18 protein-coding genes and 1 riboswitch are annotated in these 21,133 nt (G+C 63.2%); of the genes, 9 read left to right on the plus strand and 9 right to left on the minus strand.

Annotation, left to right across the window (positions count from 1 at the left end; translation table 11 throughout):
* The first annotated feature begins 176 nt into the window (after nt 1–176).
* The 8 genes from AC1RRP_RS09635 (at nt 177) to AC1RRP_RS09670 (ending at nt 9,858) form a co-directional block, all read left to right on the plus strand.
* Nucleotides 177–647 carry a type IV pilin protein gene (locus tag AC1RRP_RS09635; protein ID WP_493035568.1) on the plus strand — a complete coding sequence of 157 codons (471 nt, stop codon included), beginning with the start codon at nt 177–179 and terminating at the stop codon, nt 645–647.
* The gene (locus AC1RRP_RS09640) at nt 638–1,174 is read left to right on the plus strand and encodes a GspH/FimT family pseudopilin (RefSeq protein WP_493035570.1); all 537 of its coding nucleotides are present in this window, start codon (nt 638–640) and stop codon (nt 1,172–1,174) included. The genes AC1RRP_RS09635 and AC1RRP_RS09640 overlap by 10 nt, the downstream gene beginning before the upstream one ends.
* Before the next feature lies 1 nt (nt 1,175).
* Entirely contained in the window at nt 1,176–1,613 is a 438-nt protein-coding gene (pilV, locus tag AC1RRP_RS09645; RefSeq protein ID WP_493035572.1) for a type IV pilus modification protein PilV, read from the plus strand.
* Between the two features lie 44 nt (nt 1,614–1,657).
* Complete coding sequence (locus AC1RRP_RS09650) at nt 1,658–2,818, plus strand: PilW family protein (protein WP_493035574.1); 1,161 nt, start codon at nt 1,658–1,660, stop codon at nt 2,816–2,818.
* A 29-nt stretch (nt 2,819–2,847) separates the two neighbouring features.
* Nucleotides 2,848–3,438, plus strand: coding sequence for a pilus assembly PilX family protein (locus AC1RRP_RS09655; protein ID WP_493035576.1), 591 nt, complete (start codon nt 2,848–2,850; stop codon nt 3,436–3,438).
* An 83-nt stretch (nt 3,439–3,521) separates the two neighbouring features.
* Nucleotides 3,522–8,453, plus strand: a complete 4,932-nt coding sequence (locus tag AC1RRP_RS09660) for a pilus assembly protein (RefSeq protein ID WP_493035578.1) — start codon at nt 3,522–3,524, stop codon at nt 8,451–8,453.
* 9 nt (nt 8,454–8,462) lie between these two features.
* Nucleotides 8,463–9,170: a hypothetical protein gene (locus tag AC1RRP_RS09665; protein ID WP_493035580.1), complete on the plus strand. Its 708-nt coding sequence runs from the start codon at nt 8,463–8,465 to the stop codon at nt 9,168–9,170.
* Nucleotides 9,171–9,306: 136 nt separating this feature from the next.
* Entirely contained in the window at nt 9,307–9,858 is a 552-nt protein-coding gene (locus AC1RRP_RS09670; protein WP_493035582.1) for a GspH/FimT family pseudopilin, read from the plus strand.
* A gap of 1 nt (nt 9,859) precedes the next feature.
* Here the strand turns inward: AC1RRP_RS09670 and nrdR are convergent, their stop codons facing one another.
* The 3 genes from nrdR to AC1RRP_RS09685 form a co-directional block, all read right to left on the minus strand.
* Nucleotides 9,860–10,309: a transcriptional regulator NrdR gene (nrdR, locus tag AC1RRP_RS09675; RefSeq protein WP_493035584.1), complete on the minus strand. Its 450-nt coding sequence runs from the start codon at nt 10,307–10,309 to the stop codon at nt 9,860–9,862.
* 9 nt (nt 10,310–10,318) lie between these two features.
* A complete protein-coding gene (gene glyA, locus AC1RRP_RS09680) occupies nt 10,319–11,563 on the minus strand; it encodes a serine hydroxymethyltransferase (RefSeq protein WP_493035586.1) in 1,245 nt (414 codons plus the stop codon).
* 35 nt (nt 11,564–11,598) lie between these two features.
* Nucleotides 11,599–11,738: riboswitch (ZMP/ZTP riboswitch) on the minus strand.
* Between the two features lie 37 nt (nt 11,739–11,775).
* Nucleotides 11,776–12,579 (minus strand): transglycosylase SLT domain-containing protein, encoded by an 804-nt coding sequence (locus AC1RRP_RS09685; protein ID WP_493035588.1) that lies wholly within the window; start codon nt 12,577–12,579, stop codon nt 11,776–11,778.
* 861 nt (nt 12,580–13,440) lie between these two features.
* Between AC1RRP_RS09685 and AC1RRP_RS09690 the strand changes: the two genes are divergently transcribed.
* Nucleotides 13,441–15,900 carry a DUF349 domain-containing protein gene (locus AC1RRP_RS09690; protein ID WP_493035590.1) on the plus strand — a complete coding sequence of 820 codons (2,460 nt, stop codon included), beginning with the start codon at nt 13,441–13,443 and terminating at the stop codon, nt 15,898–15,900.
* An 18-nt stretch (nt 15,901–15,918) separates the two neighbouring features.
* Here AC1RRP_RS09690 and AC1RRP_RS09695 read toward each other — a convergent pair whose 3' ends face one another.
* From AC1RRP_RS09695 to AC1RRP_RS09720, 6 genes are read right to left on the minus strand one after another with little or no spacing between them, the layout of a single operon-like run.
* The gene (locus AC1RRP_RS09695; protein ID WP_493035592.1) at nt 15,919–16,725 is read right to left on the minus strand and encodes a M90 family metallopeptidase; all 807 of its coding nucleotides are present in this window, start codon (nt 16,723–16,725) and stop codon (nt 15,919–15,921) included.
* Between the two features lie 4 nt (nt 16,726–16,729).
* On the minus strand, nt 16,730–17,536 hold the full coding sequence (locus tag AC1RRP_RS09700) for a UDP-2,3-diacylglucosamine diphosphatase (RefSeq protein WP_493036061.1): 807 nt from the start codon (nt 17,534–17,536) through the stop codon (nt 16,730–16,732).
* Nucleotides 17,537–17,550: 14 nt separating this feature from the next.
* The gene (locus AC1RRP_RS09705; RefSeq protein WP_493035594.1) at nt 17,551–18,057 is read right to left on the minus strand and encodes a peptidylprolyl isomerase; all 507 of its coding nucleotides are present in this window, start codon (nt 18,055–18,057) and stop codon (nt 17,551–17,553) included.
* Between the two features lie 8 nt (nt 18,058–18,065).
* Nucleotides 18,066–18,659, minus strand: a complete 594-nt coding sequence (locus tag AC1RRP_RS09710) for a peptidylprolyl isomerase (protein WP_493035596.1) — start codon at nt 18,657–18,659, stop codon at nt 18,066–18,068.
* Entirely contained in the window at nt 18,656–19,942 is a 1,287-nt protein-coding gene (locus AC1RRP_RS09715) for a L,D-transpeptidase family protein (protein WP_493035598.1), read from the minus strand. The genes AC1RRP_RS09710 and AC1RRP_RS09715 overlap by 4 nt, the downstream gene beginning before the upstream one ends.
* A gap of 53 nt (nt 19,943–19,995) precedes the next feature.
* Nucleotides 19,996–21,054 (minus strand): nuclear transport factor 2 family protein, encoded by a 1,059-nt coding sequence (locus AC1RRP_RS09720; protein ID WP_493035600.1) that lies wholly within the window; start codon nt 21,052–21,054, stop codon nt 19,996–19,998.
* Nucleotides 21,055–21,133 lie beyond the last annotated feature (79 nt).

Raw genomic sequence — 21,133 nt, forward strand, 5'->3', positions numbered from 1 at the left:
GGCAGACCCCGTCCCCAGCCGTTCAGCGACTCAAGGCCGCCATTCGTCACTTCGGTACGGGGTTCATGGTGCCGGCCACCTATTATGGTGCGTAAGTTCCCTTGCGTGACTGTTCTGCTGGTCGTCGGCAACGGGTGGCACTGGTCGGTTTGACTCAATTTTGCTGGAGATTCTCGATGCTCTCTCTCTTTACCCTTGCCGAGCGAGTAAACCACCGCCCCCAGGCGCGTCGCCAAACGGGTTTCACGCTGATCGAGGTGCTCATCGTCGTGGCCATCATCGGGATTCTGGCCGCTGTTGCCTTGCCGTCTTACAACGATTACGTGACGCGCGGAAAAATTCCGGAGGCGACGTCTCAGTTGGCGGTGACGCGGGTCCGGCTGGAGCAGTTCTACCAGGACAATAAAACCTACGCCGGCGCCCCCGATTGCCTTCAGGTGACGACCAAGTACTTCACCTTTCAATGCACGACACCAGGTTCGGCAACCGGCTATGTTTTACAGGCGACGGGTGTGGGAACCATGGCTGGTTTTGCCTACAACATTGACCAGACCAATCTCAGGACCACGGTCAGTGTTCCTGCCGGTTGGGCGTTGCCCAATCCCAATACCTGCTGGACGGTCAGAAAGGGGGGGGTGTGCAACTAAAACCTCTCCAGGCCGGTTTTACCCTGATCGAGTTGATGGTCGCCATCACCATACTGGCCATGCTCTTGGTCGCGGGGGTGCCCAGCTTCAGTGCATTCATCCAGAACAGGAAAATCCGCACGGCGGCGAGTGCTGTCCAGGATGGGCTGAATGTCGCCAAGTCCGAGGCGGTCAGGCGCAACACGAACATCAGCTTCGCCTTGGATGCTGCAGGCGGCTGGGTCGTGGGTTGCACGACGGTCACGGGGGCCGATTGCCCCGCATCGATTCAGGCCCGTCCTTCGGGCGAAGGCTCTGCTGGCATCGCGACGACCGCGACCAACCTCACCTTCAATGGCTACGGCAGGGCATCCTCCCTGGCCGCGGGAGCGAACGCCACCATCGATGTGAGCAATCCGCTGGGGGCTTGCGAGGCCGCGGGCGGCACCATGCGCTGTCTGCGCGTCGTGGTCACCCCGGGTGGGCAGATCCGCATGTGTGATCCCAAGTCGACGATATCGAATCCAACCTCCCCACAGGCGTGCTGATATGCAATCTCAGTCGTTTTCACCCAAGCGCATGCCGGCATCGCAGTCGGGCGTGATGCTGATCGAGGTCATGATCGCGATCCTGATATTTGCGCTCGGGGTGCTGGGCATCGTGAGCCTCCAGGCGGCCTCGGTGTCGCAGATTTCAGATGCCAAGTACCGTTCGGATGCGAGCTTTCTGGCCAACCAGCTCTTTGCCACGATGTGGGTGGGTGACCGGACGGTTGCGACCTTGCAGAACAATTTCAATACAGGCAAGCCGGCTTACGTGACATGGAAGAACAAGGTGACAGGTTCTCTCCCCGGGGTCGCGAGCAAGGCGCCTGATGTCGTGGTCTCGAACGATGGCATCGTCACGGTGACCATCTCTTGGCTGCCTCCGAGTGCGCCGGCTGGCACTGAGCACAACAAGTACGTGGCGGTCGCCCAAATCAGATAGGGGAAGATCAATTGACACGCTCTCAGTCAGTCACCATGCGTCGCATGGCCGGTTTCAGCCTGGTGGAGATCCTGGTGGCCATGGTCATCGGCCTGATCGCGACGCTCGTCGTGATGCAGGTGTTTTTCGGCTCCGAGGCGCGCGGTCGTTCGGCCGCTGGCAATGCAGATTCGCAGAGCAATGGGGTCATGACTTTTTATCAGATGCAAAGTCATATCCAGAAGGCGGGGTATGGCCTGGACTCCGTAGGGCTGTACAACTGTCTGGTGTCCTGGACGCCAGCCTCGGGAGCGCCTATCGACAAGGCCATCACCCTGGCCCCTGTGTCGGTGAATCCTGTGGGCACCAAGGCCGGGGTGAAATCAGCGCTCCTGCCGGCGGGCGACGCCAACACCGATACCTTGCTGGTGGTGTACGGCAATGGCAATGGTCAACCCCAGGGCAACCCCATCATCGACAAGTTGGGGGTGGTCTACACCATGCAGATGCCGGGTTCGTTTGCGGTGGGTGACCGGGTCATCATGGCCCTGGATACGGCCCCAGGATTTTGCGGCACCACGGTCCTGAATATCGATCGTGTGGCTGCGGTGGACGCCACCACGGTCACGCTGGTGACGGGAGACGCGGGTGTTGCCATGTTCAATCTGGGCAAGGGGCCCAATGGCGCCAACGTCACCCCCACCAGTGCCAACCCCAGCAATGGGCCGTCGATCCTCGCCTACGCAGTGCGCAACGGAAACCTGACGGTATGTGACTTCACGGTCCATGACTGCAGCCTGGCAGCGAACGCAAACTTGACGACGGTCTGGGTGCCCATTGCCAGCAACATCGTGAGCATGCGCGCCACCTACTGGAACGACACCAGTGGCGCCTGGGACGGCAGTTCCAGCACGAGCAATCAGACACAGCCCGCAACTGCATGCCTTTGGGCCAAGGTCAAGGCCATCAGTCTGGTCCTGGTGGCCAGGAACACGGAGCGCGACAAGGACGTGGTGACCACCACCACCTTGAATGGCGTGAGCGCGGCTGATGCCAATATGCCGGTCTGGGATCAGGACGGTGTGGCACCGCTGGTCGCCAACACAGGGGCTTTGGGTCCGAATGCGGCCGCCGATGAAGAGTGGAAGCACTACCGTTACAAGACGTTCCAGGCGCTGATTCCATTGCGCAACGTGAACTGGATGGGGAGGCCCACAGGATGCTAAATCACCCAATTCGCCGCCGCGACCGCTCCATGGGACACCAAGCCCAGTCGGGTGTGGTGCTGGCCATCATGCTGATCGTCCTGGTGGCCATGACCCTGGCGGCCATCTCCATGGTGCGCTCGGTCGACACCACCAATTTGATCGCAGGCAATCTTTCCTTCCAGCAGGCGGCGACCCATTCAGGAGATACCGGCGTGGAGCTGGCGTCGACTTGGCTGGCTGCCAATGCGGCGGGTGTGGTCCTGGAGACAGACGATCCGACCAATGGCTATGTGGCTGCCGGACTCAAGATCGCCCCCGATCTGACGGCCAATCCGCCGCAGTCATGGAATGATTACTGGGTCAACACCCTGGCTGCGCGTGCGGTGAAGGCGAACCAGGTGGATGCAGCGGGCAATACGGTGTCCTACATCATCGATCGCATGTGCAACAACGCCGGGTCTGCAACCGGTGGTGCTTCCTGCGTCGGCTCACCGGCGGTCACGCTGGCTTCCGGCAACAGTGAAGAGGCGGGCGAAAAGCAGCTCAATGCCTCGTCCGGTGTGTATTACCGCATCACGGTCCGGGTCGATGGGCCCAGAAATACCGTCAGTTATGTGCAGGCAGTCGTGTCCATGTAGTGACAGGCAAGGCCGGAGTTTCATCGATGAGCAGGCTCAAGGTTTCCGGTGTCCGATAGGGCGCCAGCAAAGGAGAAGTTTTCATGGCAATCAACCAAACAAGCAAAATCGCCAGCAAGGCGGCGGTGCTGGCTTTGCTGGGCTTGGCGGCGGCAGTTTCGGGGGCGACCGATATTTCGACGGTTCCTCTGAGCACCTACGCCGCCACTTCCTCCACCGATATCAAGCCGAATGTGCTGTTTATCCTGGACGACTCGGGAAGTATGGACTGGGACTTCATGCCCGACAATACCAATTCTGGTACCCAGTTCCGGTTCCGGAATTCGAGCTTCAACGGCATGGCCTACAACCCGGCCATCGTGTACAAGCCGCCGATCAATGTCAACAGCTCCGGCATCACCGACACGACGACCTACAAGAACATGACCGGTGTGGATACAAGCTCCGGTGGTGATGGGACCGCAAGCTCGGCCTCGCCCAACTGGAAGTCGGTCAAGAACGATGCGTATGGCGTACAAAGCACGAGCACGGACGACCTGTCCGCCCCGTCCAGCAGCAGGCTCTATTTCTACACGACAATTCCCGGGGAGTACTGCAAGACTGCCAGTTTGCGGGAATGTCAGACGGCGACCGCTCCATCGACGACCTACCCGTTTCCAGCTTACGTGCGCTGGTGCGATTCGACGGCGCTGACCAATTGCCGCGCGGCCTATGAAAGCGGCACCTTCTCCAATGTCCGCATGCCCTCGCCCCGCACCGGGACGGTGACCATCACGAGCGCGTCCACTGGCATAGTCACCGGTATCACGGTCGATTCGAAGCAGATCATGGCTGCTGCAACGGCGTCATCGTCAACAGCCAGCACGGTGGCGAGCCGCATCGTTGCCCAGATCAACGCCTGTACCTATGCGATTTCCGGGAATTGCCAAATCGTCGGTTATTCCGCCAGCGACAACGGCAGTGGTGTGGTCACCATCACGGCGCCGTTGCAGACCTCCAGTTCGCCCGTCGTGACATTCACGGGGACGGTCGCCTATACAACGGCGGCCTTCAGTCCGGGCACAGTCCCCGGGGAAAACCTGCGCACCACGATCACCTCGAGTGTCACCAGCTATCCCTATCCTGGTAGTACCACGAGGGCGTCCTCGCGTACCGACTGCGCTGGCACCACCTGCACCTTCCAGGAGGAGATGACCAATTACGCTAACTGGTGGACGTATTACCGTACGCGCATGCAGATGATGAAGACGGCCTCCAGCAATGCGCTCGCGGCGATCGACAGTGCGGCCGATATTGCTGCTGGTAAATCCAGATTCCGCCTGGGTTTCATGACCATCAACAACAACAACACGACCGATTTCGTCAACCTGGGCGAGTTCACGGGGGCCCAGAAGTACGCCTGGTACCAGAAGCTGATCAAGGCCAACCCCAACAACAGCACGCCCTTGCGTGAAGCCCTGTCGAAGGCGGGTCGCCTCTACGGGGGGCAGCTCACCACCCTCAATGGTGTGACGGTGACGGACCCGCTGCAATACTCCTGCCAGCAGAACTTCACGATCCTGTCCACCGACGGCTTCTGGAACGGCAACGCTGGCTACAAGCTGGATGGGAGTACGGCCGTAGGCAATCAGGACGGCGGCATGTCCGCCCCTTACGGAGATGGCGCAACGGTCCAGCTGCAGTCCCGCACCAGCACCTTGCAGACTGCCGCAGGCGCGCGCTACAGCCAGTCGACCAGCAACCTGCAATCGCGCACGTTGTCGAGCCAGGCGGCGCCTTTGCATCGGCAACGTACCTCGGCCGATAGTGGCGCAACCTGGACGGCCTGGTCTGATGTGACGTCTTGCACCATCGACACATCGGGCACAACCAGGACAGATTGCCAGTTCCCGACCAGCACATCGTCGGATAGCGGCACAAGCTGGACCAACTGGACTTATCTGGGCACGAATACGGCCTGCGTGGTCGACAATTCAGGCGGTAACCGACGGGCCTGCTCAGGAAGCGTGGCCGTCTACAGCAACTGGGGCAATGTGAGCACCTGCACGGCCACGGGGGGGGTTGAATGTCAGTACACGGCCTGGTCGACGGCTGTTCCCGTGGGCTCGTGTACCGCGGTGGCCAGGGACACGACCTCGCCTCACACGGTCGGGACTGCAGTCCAGTGCACGGACAACGGCACGACATTGACCTGGACGAATGCCACCAATACCTGCACGCAGTCGAGCACGACGAGCTGCCGTTACACCGCTTGGACCAGCTGGTCCAACACGACCTCGTGTACCGCGGTGGCGCAGGATACCGGGCCCACTTTCACTGTGCTGTCCGCACGCGGGTGTCAATCCCTCGCCACTGGTGGAACGTCGGATACCTTGGCAGACGTGGCGGCGTATTACTACGCCACCGACCTGCGCAGTGCGACCGCCACCGGCGCTGATGCGACGGGCACATGTACCGGCCCCATCATCTCGCCGAACACGACGCCCAATGACCTGTGTGCGGATAACGTCCCTGTCAATGGCCTGGATACGGCCAGGACGCAACACATGACGACATTCACGCTGGGCCTGGGGGCCCAGGGCAAGATGGTTTTTGCCCCCACGGATGGTTCCAATTACTGGAACGACACCAGTGGCGACTTCTATGACGTCAAGAACAAGACGACAGCCTCTCCCAGCACCGGCATCTGCTCCTGGCTCCCCAGCGGCACCTGTTATTGGCCCACCCCTGCTGCCGACAGCAATGCCAATATCGATGACCTGTGGCATGCGGCCATCAATGGCCGCGGCACCTACTTCAGCGCCAAGGATCCATCTTCTCTGGCGAGCAGCCTGACCAGTCTGCTGGCCAAGATATCGAACACGCCTCGCCCCGGTACTGCAGCGGCTGCGGCCAGCAGTAACCCGAACGTGAGCACCAGCGACAACTATGTGTTCAGCTCTTCGTACCGGTCGGTGGACTGGTTCGGCGAACTGGTTCGCCAGCAGATCACGACGGCGGGCACACTGACGGCACAGAACTGGTCCGCCATGCGCTTGCTGGATTGCGCGACCACCCCGTGGTCAGCCAACACGATCTATACCACTGGTAAAGTTTACCGTCAGGGTGGCAATTGCCATTTGGTCATGGGGGACTACACTTCGGGCGCGAGTTTTGATGGCTCGGCTACCGGGGTGGATGGGCAGAGCACGCGTCTGCTGAAGGAGGATGAAGCCTCTTCGACTTCCGGTGCCGTGACGGCGAAAACATCGCGCACCATTTACACCAACAGCGCGAGTGCCTTGATACCGTTCGAATGGACGAACCTGGTCACTGCGGGGCTGGATGGCAACTTCTCGCAAACCTACCTGACGGGCCGCCTGTCCCAGTTCTGTGCTTCGGGTGCCGATTGCCTGAGCAGCGCGAATCAGGCCAGCGCCAGTGGATCGACCCTCGTGAACTATCTGCGTGGTGATCGCACCAACGAAAAGACCTACTACCGGGAAAGGGCCCATGTGCTGGGTGACATCGTGGCCTCGGAGGCGCGTTACGTAAAGGCGCCTTTGTTCAACTACGTGGACCCCGGCTACAGCGACTTCAAGACCCTGATGAAGACGCGCGCCGGCGCGGTTTATGTCGGGGCCAATGACGGCATGCTGCACGCATTTGATGCCACCAACGGGCAGGAGCTGTGGGCCTATGTCCCGCGCCCTGTCCTGCCGAATATGCATGCCCTGGCCGACAGGAATTACTCCACCACCCACCAGTTCTTCGTGGACAACACGCCTGAGGTCGGTGAGATCTCCGTGCCCTGTACGCCGGTGTTCCCGGCGACCACCTGCAACCCATGGAAAACGATCCTGGTGGGGGGCTTGAATCGGGGTGGGAGCAGCTATTACGCGCTGGATATCACCGATCCAGCCAGCCCGAAGTTCATGTGGGAGTTCACGGCCAGCAGCATGGGCTACAGCTACGGCAACCCCCGGATCACCAAGCTCAAGGATGGGACCTGGGTTGTGATGCTGACCTCCGGCTACAACAATGCCGATGACAAGGGCTACCTCTATGTGGTCAATGCGCAAACCGGTGCCCTGGTCCGGACTTTCACGGCCGACCCGGGAACGGGCAAGAAGGGGAACCTCGCGCGCATCAGTGCCCATGCCAAGACCGCTGATACGAACAACACGGTGACTGCGGTTTACGGTGGCGACATTCTGGGTAACCTCTGGCGCTTTGACGTGAATGGCGACATGGGTGCCAGCGGATACGACACGCAACTGCTGATCAACGTCGTGGATGCCAGCGGAAATCCCCAGCCCATCACGGCCAAGCCGACGGTTTCCACGGTGGATGGCCAAACCGTGGTGTATGTCGGCACCGGGAGATTCCTGGGGGTTTCTGACATCAGCGATCCGCAGTTCCAGTCTTTTTATGCGGTGGTCGACAGTGGCGGCAGCACGACCTTGACGACGCCGCGTACCTCGGGCAGTGGCTTCGTCAAACAGGTACTGTCCGATGGCACATGCCCCACAACGGCGCCTTCCTCGGTCTGTGCGCAAGGACAGACGGTTCGCATGTCCACGTCGAACCCCGTGGACTGGACTTCGAACAAGGGCTGGTACATGGACTTTCTGGGTGCCGGTGAGCGCGCCAACACAGACCCCAGCCTCGGTCTCGGGACCCTGCTGTTCACAACCAACCTGCCTTCCTTGACCTCGGGCAGCGTGTGCGGTGACCCCAGCACATCGGGCGCGAAAAGCTTCCTGTATTCCTTGGATTACAAATCGGGGGGCGCTGTAACCAACTCTTCGGGGGTTGCTGGTGTGTCCTTGGGTGATGGCGCAGTGACCCGCCCGGTCATGATCCTGATGGCCGACGGCACGGTACGCGCGCTGACGCGTGTGTCCAACGGCCTGTCGAGTGGGGATAGCAACAGTACCGACCAGGGGCAGACCGTGATTACCACGCCGCCGATCTACAAGGGCGCAGGAAGCGGCCTGAGGCGCGTATCCTGGCGCGAACTGACGATGCAGTAGTGAGCTGACTTGGCACCGGCGGGGTTGATAACGGGAGAGACTGGACGCATTGACATCCTGAAGGGGGGGCTTGCGCTCCTGGCTCGGCATCGCATCAACCTGCTGGCCCTTGCGCTGTCCTGCCTGTTCCATGCGGTGCTGTTCTGGGGGCTTGGAACCGAAGTCCTGAGCGGCAGCGCACTTTTCGGTCTGCGCTCTTCCTCGACGGTCGTTCGCTTCGCCCGCATGCCACTAGACGATGCCAGCATGAAGGTCGGGGAGCGTCGGTCCGAACCATCCGCCCCGGACAGCACAAAGCCTGGGCCGGTGGAGAAGCCCCAGGCTTCCGATGATTCAAAGCCGGCCGATCAGGGCGCTGCCCAGCGTCTCTCGTCCGACCCGATGCCCGTGCTGGGCGGACCCTTGCCGGAGCTTCACTATTTCTCCCCCGACGAGTTGTCGGTCAAGCCCCAGCTCATCAGCGACACCGAGGTCTCCGGGCCTACCTTTATCCCTGACATCCTTCCACTGCCGGTATTGGTGCAGCTCCTGATCAATGAGCAGGGTGGGGTGGACAAGGTCATTTTGGGCGAAAACTTCCTGTCTGATGTCGCCAGGAAATACATCGTGGAATCTTTTTCGGGCATGAGGTTCAGCCCGGGCATGCTGGGGGCGCTTCCTGTGAAATCCCAGTTGCAGATCGTGGTGAACCTGGATCCGGCCATTCCCGTCAACTAGAGCCCCCGGGCCATCCTCGGCCTCAGCCTGGGGATTTTTGATTGAAGGCATCCCCAATTTTGGGGATGCCTTTTTTCTTTGGCATGAATTAACTTACGTCCAGCTGCAACGGCCTCGTTGTTGAAGGAGGGTGCTCATGGTGTCCTGTCAGACTGCTAAAGGGTATTCGCTGCCTGAGGTGATGGTGGTGATGCTGGTGTTCTCCTTGTGCATGACGCAGGCGGTCCCCGCCATGTCGAGAGTGGTGGACAACGTCCGGATAAAAACCGGGGTGTCTGCGTTCATGGACAGCCTGCACCTCACCCGTTCCGAGGCCATACGGCGTAACGCGCGCGTTGTATTGTGCAAATCGGTTTCCGGGAGCGCTTGCACGCCAACTGGCGCATGGGAGAGTGGCTGGATCGTATTTCAGGACGCGAATGGCAACGGGGTGGTCGATCCAGGCGAAGAGGTGCTTCGCAGAGAAGCCTCGTTGCCGTCGGGCTTGCGGATCGTCGGCAACACTACAGTCGATGACTACGTGGCGTATACGGGGCTGGGGAAAACCACCCTGAACTCAGGCGCGTTTCAGGCTGGCACCATTACGGTGTGCCAGCCATCGACACAGAGGGTCGATGGCTACCAGATCGTTATCAACAGCTCGGGACGAGCGCGTGTCGCCAGGGCAGCGTTGAACGCGTGCCTTTGATTCAGCGCCGCACCTCATCCACCAGCGTCTTGAACTCGTCGATGTCTTCGAAGCTGCGGTAGACGCTGGCAAAGCGCACATAGGCCACCTTGTCCAGCTTCTTGAGTTCGCGCATCACCAGCTCGCCGATACGGGTGGATGGCACTTCGCGGAGGCCAAGATTGAGCAGTTTCTCCTCGATGCGCTCAATGGCGCTGTCGATCTGTTCGGTGCTGACGGGCCGTTTGCGCAGCGCCAGCTGCATCGAGGCGATGAGCTTGCCGCGCTCGTACTCGATACGCCGTCCGTCCTTCTTGACGATGGACGGGAAATTGACGTCAGGCCGTTCGTAGGTGGTGAAACGCTTCTCGCAGGCGCCGCACTGGCGGCGCCTGCGGATGAAATCCCCGTCCTCTGAAATCCGGGTCTCGACGACCTGGGTTTCAGAGTTTCCGCAGAAGGGGCATTTCATCGGGGGTGCTTACTTGTAGACCGGGAAGCGGGCGGTCAGGGCGTTGACCTTGGCGCGCACGGCAGCGATGTTGGCCTCGTCACGCGGCTTGTCCAGCACGTCGGCAATCAGGTTGGCCGTCATGCGGGCTTCCTCGTCCTTGAAACCACGCGTGGTCATGGCCGGCGTGCCGACGCGCACACCGCTGGTGACCATGGGCTTTTCCGGGTCGTTCGGGATGGCGTTCTTGTTGATGGTCATGTGGGCGGCGCCCAGCACGGCTTCGGCTTCCTTGCCGGTGATGCCCTTGGAGCGCAGGTCCACCAGCATGACGTGGCTTTGCGTGCCGCCGCTGACGATGCGCAGGCCGCGCTGGGTCAGGGTTTCGGCCACGATCTTGGCGTTCGTCACCACCTGTTGCTGGTAGGTCTTGAAGCCGGGGTCCATGGCTTCCTTGAAGGCCACGGCCTTGGCGGCGATCACGTGCATCAGCGGGCCGCCCTGCAGGCCGGGGAAGATGGCGCTGTTGATGGCCTTCTCATGCTGGGCCTTCATCAGGATGATGCCGCCGCGCGGGCCGCGCAGGCTCTTGTGGGTGGTGGAGGTCACCACGTCGGCGTGCGGCACGGGGTTGGGGTAGACGCCGGCGGCGATCAGGCCGGCGTAATGGGCCATGTCCACCATGAAGATGGCACCCACGTCTTTCGCCACCTTGGCGAAGCGCGCGAAGTCGATGTGCAGGCTGTAGGCCGACGCACCGGCGATGATGAGCTTGGGCTTGGATTCGTGCGCCTTCTTCTCCATAGCGTCGTAGTCGATCTCCTCCTTGGCGTTCAGGCCGTAGGACACCACGTTGAACCATTTACCCGACATATTGAGGGCCATGCCGTGGGTCAGGTGACCGCCTTCTGCCAGGCTCATCCCCATGATGGTGTCGCCGGGCTTGAGGAAGGCCAGGAAGACGGCCTCGTTGGCGGAGGCGCCGCAATGCGGCTGCACGTTGGCGGCATCGGCGCCGAAGATGGCCTTGACGCGGTCGATGGCCAGTTGCTCGGCCACATCCACGTGTTCGCAACCGCCGTAATAGCGCTTGCCCGGGTAGCCCTCGGCGTACTTGTTGGTGAGCTGGGTACCTTGTGCGGCCATGACAGCGGGCGAGGCGTAGTTCTCGCTGGCGATCAGCTCGATGTGGTGTTCCTGGCGGGCGTTCTCGGCCAGGATGGCGGCCCAGAGTTCGGGGTCGGTTTGTTCGACGAGGATGTTGCGGTTGTACATGGCAGTCGGAAAAAACAGGTGTCCCCCGCTGGGGTGGGGGCTGCCCAGGCGAACGGCTGAACACGGGACAAGGCTTGTTGCCTCATCCCGTGGCACGCTTCCCGGTGGTCTGTCCACGTCAGCGCCACCCGACCCAAGGGGTAGGGCACACCTATCGCCAGTCGCGTGCCCGGCTAGTGTAGCGGAGAGCAGCGACCGGGCCGATCCGGAGGTCAGGAGTTGAGCAGGACGACGGTCTCAGTCGTCGCCGGTTTGGCCGGCGCCGTCACCGGGATGGGCTGGACGGTCTGGGTCGGGACGGCGCGCCCGGAGGCCACCTGGACCAGGCGCGCATGCTCGGCCAGCACCTTGGCAGCGTAACCGCCATCGTCCGGCAGGTTGGCGGCGCCGACGTAGATGCGCAGGCCCCCTTCGATGGAGCCGGCGCGCCGGACATATTCCTGCAGGACCAGGGCGCCGACACGCAGGTTGGCGACCGGGTCAAAGGCGGCCAGCTTGCCGCCGAAGGCCTCGTACTTGTCGCTGTGCACGCGGGTCATGACCTGCATCAGGCCCTGGGCACCGACCGGGCTCTGCGCAAAGGGGTTGAAGCTGGATTCGATCGCCATGACCGAGAGCAGCAGCAGGGGGTCGATGTCGATGCGGCGGCCGATCTCATAGGCCTCCATCACCAGCGCCGAAACCGGCTCCGGCGCGACACGGTATTTCTTGCTGAGCCAGTAGGCCACTGCAGCCTGCTGTTTGGGCAGTTCATGCGGGTGGGCCGCCGTGGCGCGCTCGACGGCCACGGGCTCGGGCTCGATACCGCCGGTTTCGAATTGGCGGTTCTGCAGCCAGTCCATCAGCTGGACTTCTCCCGCCTGGCGGAGTTCCGGGCGGGCGACCAGGGCAATGGTGGCAAAAAGGACAGCCAGCCCCAACAGCGCAAAGCTGTTGTGGATGGTGGCGAAGAAGACTTGGGAGATATGGCGCGCGACGGATCGCAGGCCCTGGCCCATTTCTTGAAACGCTGTCATAGCACTTCCTCATCTCGCGTGGTGCCGGATCTGGGGCTGTGAGTTGTTCACAGAACCAGACCGCAGTCAGCACGTCTGGGTTGGTACGCCATCTGGATCGGCCTGGCGACGTGTTGCCGGCATGTGATCCGATGTAGCCGGGGTCGGCAGCGGAGTGGGGTAATCCCTAGTTCAGGGTGAAACGAATTGTAAGACCCCATATATAACCAGTCAAGAATATCAATTTAATTAACATTAAATGCATAACAAACCGATTTCAAAGCAAAGATGCTTCAAGGTAATCCATATAAATCAATGACTTACATAATTGACATCAAAAACAGCCTTAGCTCTACTGTATTTTGTAACAGTGCCTCTCCGTCGTTTTCGAGTTCCTTGGCGAGGGTCGTCGGGTGGCAATCAGGACAGAGGATTTCATTGATACGGTGATTTGAATCCCGTGGCGGGCGAACTAGAGTGAGGAGGCCTGTCACATCAGGCATCTCTGCTGGAAGTAGCCGGCACACACCTTCAGGGTGCAGGTGCCAGCGCCAAACTGGCAATCAAATGGAAGCAATCTCTTGCTTCCTTCGCATTGCGGGACTCGACTCTCCCCTTTGCGATACCCAGACGGCATGGGCTTGTAGCCCGCCGTCAGGCCCGGCGGGCTGGCTCATGGCCACCCGGCCGGGCTTTCTGCTTGTGGGGGCAAAAATCCGCGAAGCGGATGCAAATGACGGCGACAATCAGCCTCTTCATTTGCCACCCCGAGTCTGTGCCGTGTCCCCGTCTTCTTCTGCCCAACGCAACGATACCCAAGCCCTCGATGAACTGACAGGCGGTGCTTTTTCCGCGCCTACGGCGGGGGAGCGTGCTGCCCGCGTGCGCACCTGGCTGCAGAGCATGCCAGCTGCGGATCAGATGCAGCTGGTCTACCGAGAACTCAGCGTCAAGGACAAGGGGGCGGCCAAACTCCTGCGCGAGAAGCTGGACGAGCTCAAGCGCCAGCGCGACCAGGAGGGCATGGCGGCCGACTGGGCACAGAAGGCGCAGGCCTTGTTGGACGCTGCCAAATTGAACCTGGCCGACGCCATGGCCTGGCAGCGTGATGCCGCCAAGGCCGGTGCGCCGCTGAGCCGGGAGCCGCTGGCCACCCTCAAGACCCGCCTGGCGGACCGCGTGAAGGCCATTGAGGATGTGCAGCACCGTGCCCAGGTGCAGCGCGAGGCCGCTGTGCTGTTGGCCCAGCGCATCGAGGTGCTGTCCACCAAGTCCTGGGTCGACGCCCAGGCGATCGCCGAAAGCCTGGCGACTGACGTGAATCATTGGCAGGCCGAAGCGGCAGCGCTGCCGGGTGACCCGCATTGGACCAGCATCGACCTGCGTTTTGCGCCGCAGTTGGAGGCCTCGCGTGCTCAACTGGCCCTGGTCTGGGAGGCTTTTAGCGCGGCGCTGGCCCAGGCGCGGGCAGCGGCGACCGATCCGGCCGCGCCTCTGCCCCAGGTGCCGGTCTGGGCCGATGAGTTGCGCAAGGCCCGCGGCCTGCCGGTCGAGGCCGTGTCGCCGCCGTCCAAGCCCAAGGTCGACCCCGAAACCCGTTCCCAGGCCATGGCGGCCGTGCGCGAGGTGCTGGGCCGGCTGGAAGCAGAAGTGGCGCAGGGCCACGGCAAGGCCAGTGCGGGCGCTGCCAATGCACTGCGCCAGGCGCTGAAAGAACACGGCCGTCATATAGACAGTCATCTGGATCGCCAGGCCCATGCCGCCTTGGGCGCTGCCGGTGAACTGGAAGGCTGGCAGCGCTGGCGTGCCGACCAGTTGCGCGAAGAGCTGGTGGGCAAGGCTGAGGCCTTGCTCAAGCGACCTGAAGGCCAGGCCCTGGGCGGGCGCAAGATGCAGGAGTCCTTGCGCGAACTGCGCGAGCTATGGAAACAGACCGACCAGGGCGGGGTGCCCAACCACGCACTCTGGAAGCGTTTCGACGAAGCCTGCAACCAGGCTTACAAGGTGGTCGAGGCCTGGCTGGAGAAGGTCAGGGCCGAGTCGGCCGAGCACAAGGCCAAGCGCCTGGCCCTGATCGAGGAGCTCAGGTCCTGGGGGGCGGCCCAGGCGGCTGTACCTGCCATTGACTTGAAAGCCTTCAACCGTGAGCTCCACCAGTTTGCCGAGCGCTGGCGTGAAGCCGGGCATTTGAGTGAAAAAGCGTTTGCCGAGATGCAGCCACAGTGGAAGGCCGCCATGCATGCCGCCGCGGCGCCCCTGGAAGCCGCCCAGCAACTCAGCTTGAAGAACCGGCACGCCATGATCGAGGAGGCGACGCAGCTCGGTGCTGCGCCCATGCTGCGCATCGATGCCGTCAAGGCGCTGCAGCAGCGCTGGCAAGCCGAGGCTCATGCCGTCCCGCTGGAGCGGCGCCAGGAGCAGAAGCTGTGGGACGCTTTCCGCAAACCGATCGACGAGGCCTTCGCACGCAAGAGCGCGTCGCGCGAGCAGGCGGTTGCGACCATGAGCGAACACGACAAGGGCGTGTTGCAGGCGTCCCAGGCGCTGGATGCGGCCAATGCCAGTGGCGATGCGCAGGCCATCCGCGCCGCCATGGTCGCGCTGGAAGCTGTGATCAAGGGGGCAGGGCAGGCGCCTGAGGCCGCTCCGCAACCGTCTCCCGCGACGGCGAGCGAAGAAGCCGTATCCCCGGCAGCCGCGCCCGTTCAGCCGCGCAAGCCGGTGGTGGCCGTGCGTGGCGATGACCGTCCGGGCATGAAACGCACCGAGCCGGCAGCACCCGCCGGGCGGGCACGACCCGGGGAGCGCCGCGATGCGCCCCGCCGTGACGAACGCCGTCCCGAGCGCGAAGGCCGGCGCGAGTTTGGTCGCGAGCGGGAAGGTCCGCGCCTGGGGGATGCCGCTTTCCGCGCCCAGCGCGATGCGCTGGACCATGCGCAGGCCGCCCTGAAGAAACTCGCGGTGCAGGCCCATGGTGAGGCGCTCACCCACTTGCTGGCGGCCTGGGAGCAGCGCGATGCGGCCCAGCTGCCGACAGTGGCCGAGATCGGTGGGCGTGTCACGCCGGCGGTGCGCAGCCTGTGGACCCAGGCGCTCTCCGCCGCAGCATCGGCCTCCGCCGACGAAACCCTGCTGCGCCTGGAGATTGCGGCCGAGGTGCCGACGCCAGCTGAACAACTGGACGCGCGTCGCGCCCTGCAGTTGCAGTTGCTGACGCGGCGCAATGATCCGACACCGGTGCAGACCTGGGGACAGGACGTGGCGCGTGTGCTGGCAGCTGCTTATGACGCCGGCCAGGCGCGTCGCCTGCAGCAGGCACTCAAGGCCTTGCTCAAGCGCTGAAGAGGCTCCCCGGCCTGCTCAGCGACCGGGCCGGAAGTAGGCGTCGAAGAGCGGCAGCAGCGTGCCGAACTCGTGCCCGAAGCGCGCGCGGTTCACGAAATAGGCTTCGCTGGCGACCGCGAAGAATTCGTCAATGGCTTCGGCCCCGTAGGGGTCGAGCCATGTGGGTTCGCTGCCAAAGCGTTCGGCCTTGATCACCGCCACACGGAAGGCGTCGTAAGCCGTTTGCAGCGTTGCCAACCAGTAGGCGCGTGCAGCCCGGGCGCTGGGCTGGCCCAGGAAGCCGGCCGACAGAGGCGGGCAGCCGTCGGCCACGCCGTCGCGCAGATCGAGCTTGTGCACGAACTCGTGGATGACCACGTTGTAGCCGGTCTCGCTGGACGCGGATATCACGTCGTGCCAGCTCAGCATCACGGGGCCCTCGTGCATGGCCTCACCGGCCAGGGCTTCCTCATACAGGTGCACCACGCCGTGCTCGTCCACCACCTCGCGCTGCGCCACGACCTCGGCTGGATGCACCACGATGCCGACGAAGTCGTCGTACCAGCGCAGCGCCCGGTCGCCGGGGCCGAAATGCAGCACCGGCAGGCAGGCCTGGGCGGCGATGGTGAGCGCCATGGCATCGGTGATGTGCAGGCCCTGGGCACCGTGGAATTCCTTGTCTTCCAGGAAGAGGGCGCTCAATTCGCGCAGCCGGATCAGTTCGGTACTGGCGAGCGTTTCCAGAAAGGAGCAGCCGGCCAGGGTCTGCTGCCAGAGTGCGTCGGGGATGGGCTTGCGCGGTCGGCGCTCGCGCCCGATCAGTCGGGTGAGCCACGCCCACATGGTGTCAGGCGATGTCGTTCGCAGGCAGCCGCAGCACCTGGACGGTTTCCGCCGGGCCGGATCGCTGCATGCGCAGCACTTCGGCGCGTGGCGGGCTGGCGCCGGCGTCCCAGTCGCTGAGCACGCGCCGACTCAGGCCTGGCCCCAGATCATGATCCGCCGGCCGGTGGGTGTGGCCATGGATGAGCTCTGGCGCGGCGGCGGACGCCAGCCAGCGGCGAGCCAGCGGCGCATCGACGTCGGCATAGGCGATGCCGCTGCGCTTGCGGCCTTCGCTCTGCTGGCGCATGCCGCGTGCAATGGCGCGCCGTTCGGCCAGCGGTTTGGCCAGGAAGGCCTGTTGCCAGGCGGTGGTGCGCACCTGGGCGCGGAACTGCAGATACTCTGCATCGTCCAGGCACAACGCATCACCATGTGTGAGCAGCCAGCGCTGCTCGCCGAGGACCAGTACCGTCGGATCATCGAGCAGGGTGAAGCCGCCAGCGCGGGCGCAGGCGTGACCGAGCAGGAAATCGCGGTTGCCGTGCATGAAGTGCACGGCACAACGTCCCGAGGCCGAGAGCATCACCTCGATGCAATGCCGCTCGAAGCGCGCATCCTCGTCTTGGTCCTGCTGCCCGTCATCGCCGACCCACACTTCGAACAGGTCGCCCAGAATGAACACTGCATCTGCGCGTGTCTGCGCCATGTAGCGTTCCCAGGCCTGCAGGGTGAGGGGGTCGCCGACCTGCAGATGCAGATCGGAAATGAAATCGACCACCCGCCAGCGCGCCGGTGCGTGCAGCTCGGCGAACCGGGGGGTGGGCATCATCATGCGGCCCGCGATCAGAGCGCGACGGCCTTCTCGATCACCACATCGTCCTTGGGGACGTCGCCATGGAAGCCTTTTTGGCCAGTCTTGACGGCGGCGATCCTGTCCACCACGTCGGTGCCGGCGACGACCTTGCCGAACACGGCGTAGCCCCAGCCCTGGGCCGAGGGGGCGGTGTGGTTAAGGAAGCCGTTGTCGGCGATGTTGATGAAGAACTGCGCCGTGGCCGAGTGCGGATCATTGGTGCGCGCCATGGCCAGGGTGTACTTGGTGTTCTTCAGGCCATTGTTGGCTTCGTTGTCGATCGGCTTGTCCGTGGCCTTCTGGGTCATGCCGGGCTCGAAGCCGCCGCCCTGGATCATGAAGCCGGGAATGACGCGATGGAACACCGTGCCGTCATAGTGGCCCTTGTTCACGTAAGTCAGGAAATTGGCCACGCTGTTGGGCGCCTTGGCGGCGTCGAGTTCGATCTTGATGGTGCCGAGGCCGGCGATGTGGAGTTCGACTTGGGGATTGCTCATGGTGGATCTCAGGGCAGCACGGTGGCCGCGTTGATGGTGATGGGGGTCTGGGGCACGTTCTGGTGCATGCCTTTGTCGCCGGTGGGCACGGCACTGATCCTGTCGACGACATCCATGCCTTCAACGACCTTGCCGAACACGGCATAGCCCCAGCCTTGCTGGGTGGGCGCCGTGTGGTTGAGGAAGGCGTTGTCAGCGACGTTGATGAAGAACTGCGCGGAAGCCGAGTGCGGATGCGGTGTGCGCGCCATGGCCAGGGTGTACCTGTCGTTCTTCAGGCCGTTGTTGGCTTCGTTTTCAATCGGCTTCTCGGTGGGCTTCTGTGCCATGGCGGCGTCAAAGCCGCCGCCCTGGACCATGAAGCCGGGGATGACGCGGTGAAAAACCGTGCCCTTGTAGTGGCCCTTGCGCACGTAGGCCAGGAAGTTCTCGACGGTTTTGGGCGCCTTGGCCGCATCCAGTTCGATCACGATGTCGCCAGCGCTGGTGGCCAGCTTGACGCGCGGCGATTTGGCCTGTGCCTGCACCGCACCGGCGAACAGCAGGCAGGCGCCGGCCAGCAACAGGCCACGGCGCAGCCCGGAGAAAAAAGTCAGACTCATCCAATGATTCCTTCAAAGAAAATTTTCCATTCACTGCCCTGGCGCACCCAGTACTGGCGTTTGGTCGGTCCGCTGCGTTCGCCGTCGGCGACTTCACCGAAGGTCACGACCATGGTGTCGTTGGCGTCAGTCCAGCGCAGGTAGGACAGGTCCTTGAGCTGGATGGGTTTGCCACGGGCCTTGTCGACCTCGCTGCGCAGCGCCGGCACCCATTCCGCCAGGGATTTGTCGTAGCTCTTGAAGTCAGGCGTGTAGAAGCTCAGCAACTGATCCAGGTCGCCGCGCGACTTGGCGCTGCGCCAGGCGCCCAGTGCATCCTCGAAAGGTTTGCGCTCGGCTTGTACGCTGTGCGGCGCAACCCACTCCAGCCTGGGCGAGATGACGACCGGCGTGGTGCGGATCTCGACCGTGCGGCTGAGAAACGCCAGATCAGGGTTGGACAGGACCACGCAGCCGTCGGAGGCCAGGGGCGCGCGTGAGAACTGGTTGGGTGGCGTGCCATGCAACCAGATGCCACGACCGGTCTTGCCGCGCTTGCTGTCGAGCACGTTGGGGTAGTTGATCGGCAGCGCCCCCGAACCGTAGAAGTCGCTCAATGACTTGGGGTCGAGATTGCTGATGATGAAGTACACGCCCAGTGGCGTGCGGGCATCGCCTTCGACCATCTTTTCGATGCCTGACTTGCCGACCGAGATGTAGAAATCGGCCACCAGTTTGAGTTGCTGCGGGGTGTTCTCGAAAAGGTACAGGCGGGAGCGCGAGGCATCGATGGCGATGGCGTGGCGGTTGCGCGGTGACAGGGCCAGGAATTGCGAGGGAATGGCGCCGACGGGCGGCCGTTCGCGCAAGGCCTTGATGCGCATCTGCGACTCATGGCGCAGGTCGCTCAGGGTGGTGCCAGCGTTGCCGCTGGCCAGGGCCGCAGGCACATCTCCGAAATCGCGCACGGGTCGGGCCTGGGTCGTCAGCAGGTCGCCGTAGACCAGTTGGGCCAGCTGGAAGTTCGGATGGTCGCGAACCAGGTTTTCGGCGCGCTCCAGGGCTTCCCGCGTGTAACCGGCGCCGGTCAACCTGTAGATCTCGATCAGGCGGGCCTCCGCCGCACCATTGACCTGACCGGCACCAGAGGCAGGTGAGGACATGAGCGCTGCCTGCATGGGCGTCTGCGGCGCAGCCATCGCCACGGTTTCGCCGCGCGACCGTTCGCCACGGGCGCTGGCAAGCGCCACGAGAACGATGGTGGTACCCAGGAGCAGCAGCAGAGGGCGAGAGCCTAGTTTCATGTCAGTACGGAATGTGTCCAGCGCAGCGGTGCCGAGGCCTGTACGTCGGGTTCTCAGCCGCCGCTGGATTCCTTGACGATCAGCCAGCGGTCGCCTGCCCTGACCAGTTCGAGCGTCTTGCGGCTCAATACCGCCAGTGCGTCGGCCTTGTAGTCCTGGCGGAATTTTGCCACGGCGCGGTTGCCTTTGACAGTGATTTGCAATTCCAGAAGGTTGACCGAAATGCGCGACTTGCCGGTGATGCGCAGTCTGCGGTCCTGTTCCCAGGCGCTGCGGCTTTGCTGGCCAGGCGTTTCGAAGCTTTTGTCGTAGGCCGCGAGATACTGGGTCATGTTCTTGTCGGTCCAGGCGCGAGCCCAAGCGCGCACGGCCAGTTCCACGTCGCGGTTGCTGTTGTCTGCAGCAGCAGGGGGCTGCGGCGGCGTGGCGGAGGGGGGTGGCACTGCTGCCGTTGCGGCTGCAACTGCGGGTTTGGTCGGGGCGGGGGCCACGGCCGCGACGGCTGGTTTGGTCTGCGCGGGCGCGACGGGCTTGCTCGCCGCTGTGCTGGGGGCGGCTGCCAGCACGGGCCGCGTCTGGCTGGCGGGTGCGGGGGAGAGTTCCCGGATCAGGGCCAGGCGGGCCGGGCCGGCCTGGGGGGCGCCGTCAAGCTGCAAGGCCTTGCTGTAGGCCTGGCTGGCCAGGCGGGCGTAGACGTCCGCGAGGTTCTCATGCGCGGTGGCGTAGCTCGGATTGGTGCGCAAGGCCTTTTCCAGCGCGATGCGGGCCTTGTCGTATTGCCCCTGGGCGGCATGGATGACCGCCAGATTGTTGTAGGGCTCGGGCAGCTCGGGATGGTCTTCGCTGAGCCGCGTGAAGGTGGCGATGGCATCGGCCGGCCGGCCCGATTCACGCTGGATCACGCCCTTGAACAGGCGCATCTGGGGGTCGCGCGGCTGGGCGGCGAGGTGGCGATCCACCAGGGTCTGGGCCTCGGCCAGTTTGCCCTCGCGCAGCAGCTGCGCCACGTCACTGTAGTCGTCGGCGTGTGCTGCACCCAGGGTCAGGCTGGTGGCCAGGGCCAGCAGGCGAACCAGCAGCAGAGTGGAAGAATGGGCACGACCGGGCTTCATGAACTGGACGAATTGTAGAGGGACAGGCCCCGAATGATGGCAGACAGCCGGACCGGCTGCAGCCGGCGAGAGGGGCGGA

The sequence above is a fragment of the Hylemonella sp. GW821-FHT12C09 genome (genome assembly GCF_058807395.1).

Coding starts and splice junctions, on each gene's coding strand:
- AC1RRP_RS09635 (WP_493035568.1), top strand. CDS start 177: ATGCTCTCTCTCTTTACCCTTGCCGAGCGAGTAAACCACCGCCCCCAG.
- pilV (WP_493035572.1), top strand. CDS start 1,176: ATGCAATCTCAGTCGTTTTCACCCAAGCGCATGCCGGCATCGCAGTCG.
- AC1RRP_RS09650 (WP_493035574.1), top strand. CDS start 1,658: ATGGCCGGTTTCAGCCTGGTGGAGATCCTGGTGGCCATGGTCATCGGC.
- AC1RRP_RS09655 (WP_493035576.1), top strand. CDS start 2,848: ATGGGACACCAAGCCCAGTCGGGTGTGGTGCTGGCCATCATGCTGATC.
- AC1RRP_RS09660 (WP_493035578.1), top strand. CDS start 3,522: ATGGCAATCAACCAAACAAGCAAAATCGCCAGCAAGGCGGCGGTGCTG.
- AC1RRP_RS09670 (WP_493035582.1), top strand. CDS start 9,307: ATGGTGTCCTGTCAGACTGCTAAAGGGTATTCGCTGCCTGAGGTGATG.
- nrdR (WP_493035584.1), bottom strand. CDS start 10,309: ATGAAATGCCCCTTCTGCGGAAACTCTGAAACCCAGGTCGTCGAGACC.
- glyA (WP_493035586.1), bottom strand. CDS start 11,563: ATGTACAACCGCAACATCCTCGTCGAACAAACCGACCCCGAACTCTGG.
- AC1RRP_RS09685 (WP_493035588.1), bottom strand. CDS start 12,579: ATGACAGCGTTTCAAGAAATGGGCCAGGGCCTGCGATCCGTCGCGCGC.
- AC1RRP_RS09695 (WP_493035592.1), bottom strand. CDS start 16,725: ATGTGGGCGTGGCTCACCCGACTGATCGGGCGCGAGCGCCGACCGCGC.
- AC1RRP_RS09700 (WP_493036061.1), bottom strand. CDS start 17,536: ATGATGCCCACCCCCCGGTTCGCCGAGCTGCACGCACCGGCGCGCTGG.
- AC1RRP_RS09705 (WP_493035594.1), bottom strand. CDS start 18,057: ATGAGCAATCCCCAAGTCGAACTCCACATCGCCGGCCTCGGCACCATC.
- AC1RRP_RS09710 (WP_493035596.1), bottom strand. CDS start 18,659: ATGAGTCTGACTTTTTTCTCCGGGCTGCGCCGTGGCCTGTTGCTGGCC.
- AC1RRP_RS09715 (WP_493035598.1), bottom strand. CDS start 19,942: ATGAAACTAGGCTCTCGCCCTCTGCTGCTGCTCCTGGGTACCACCATC.
- AC1RRP_RS09720 (WP_493035600.1), bottom strand. CDS start 21,054: ATGAAGCCCGGTCGTGCCCATTCTTCCACTCTGCTGCTGGTTCGCCTG.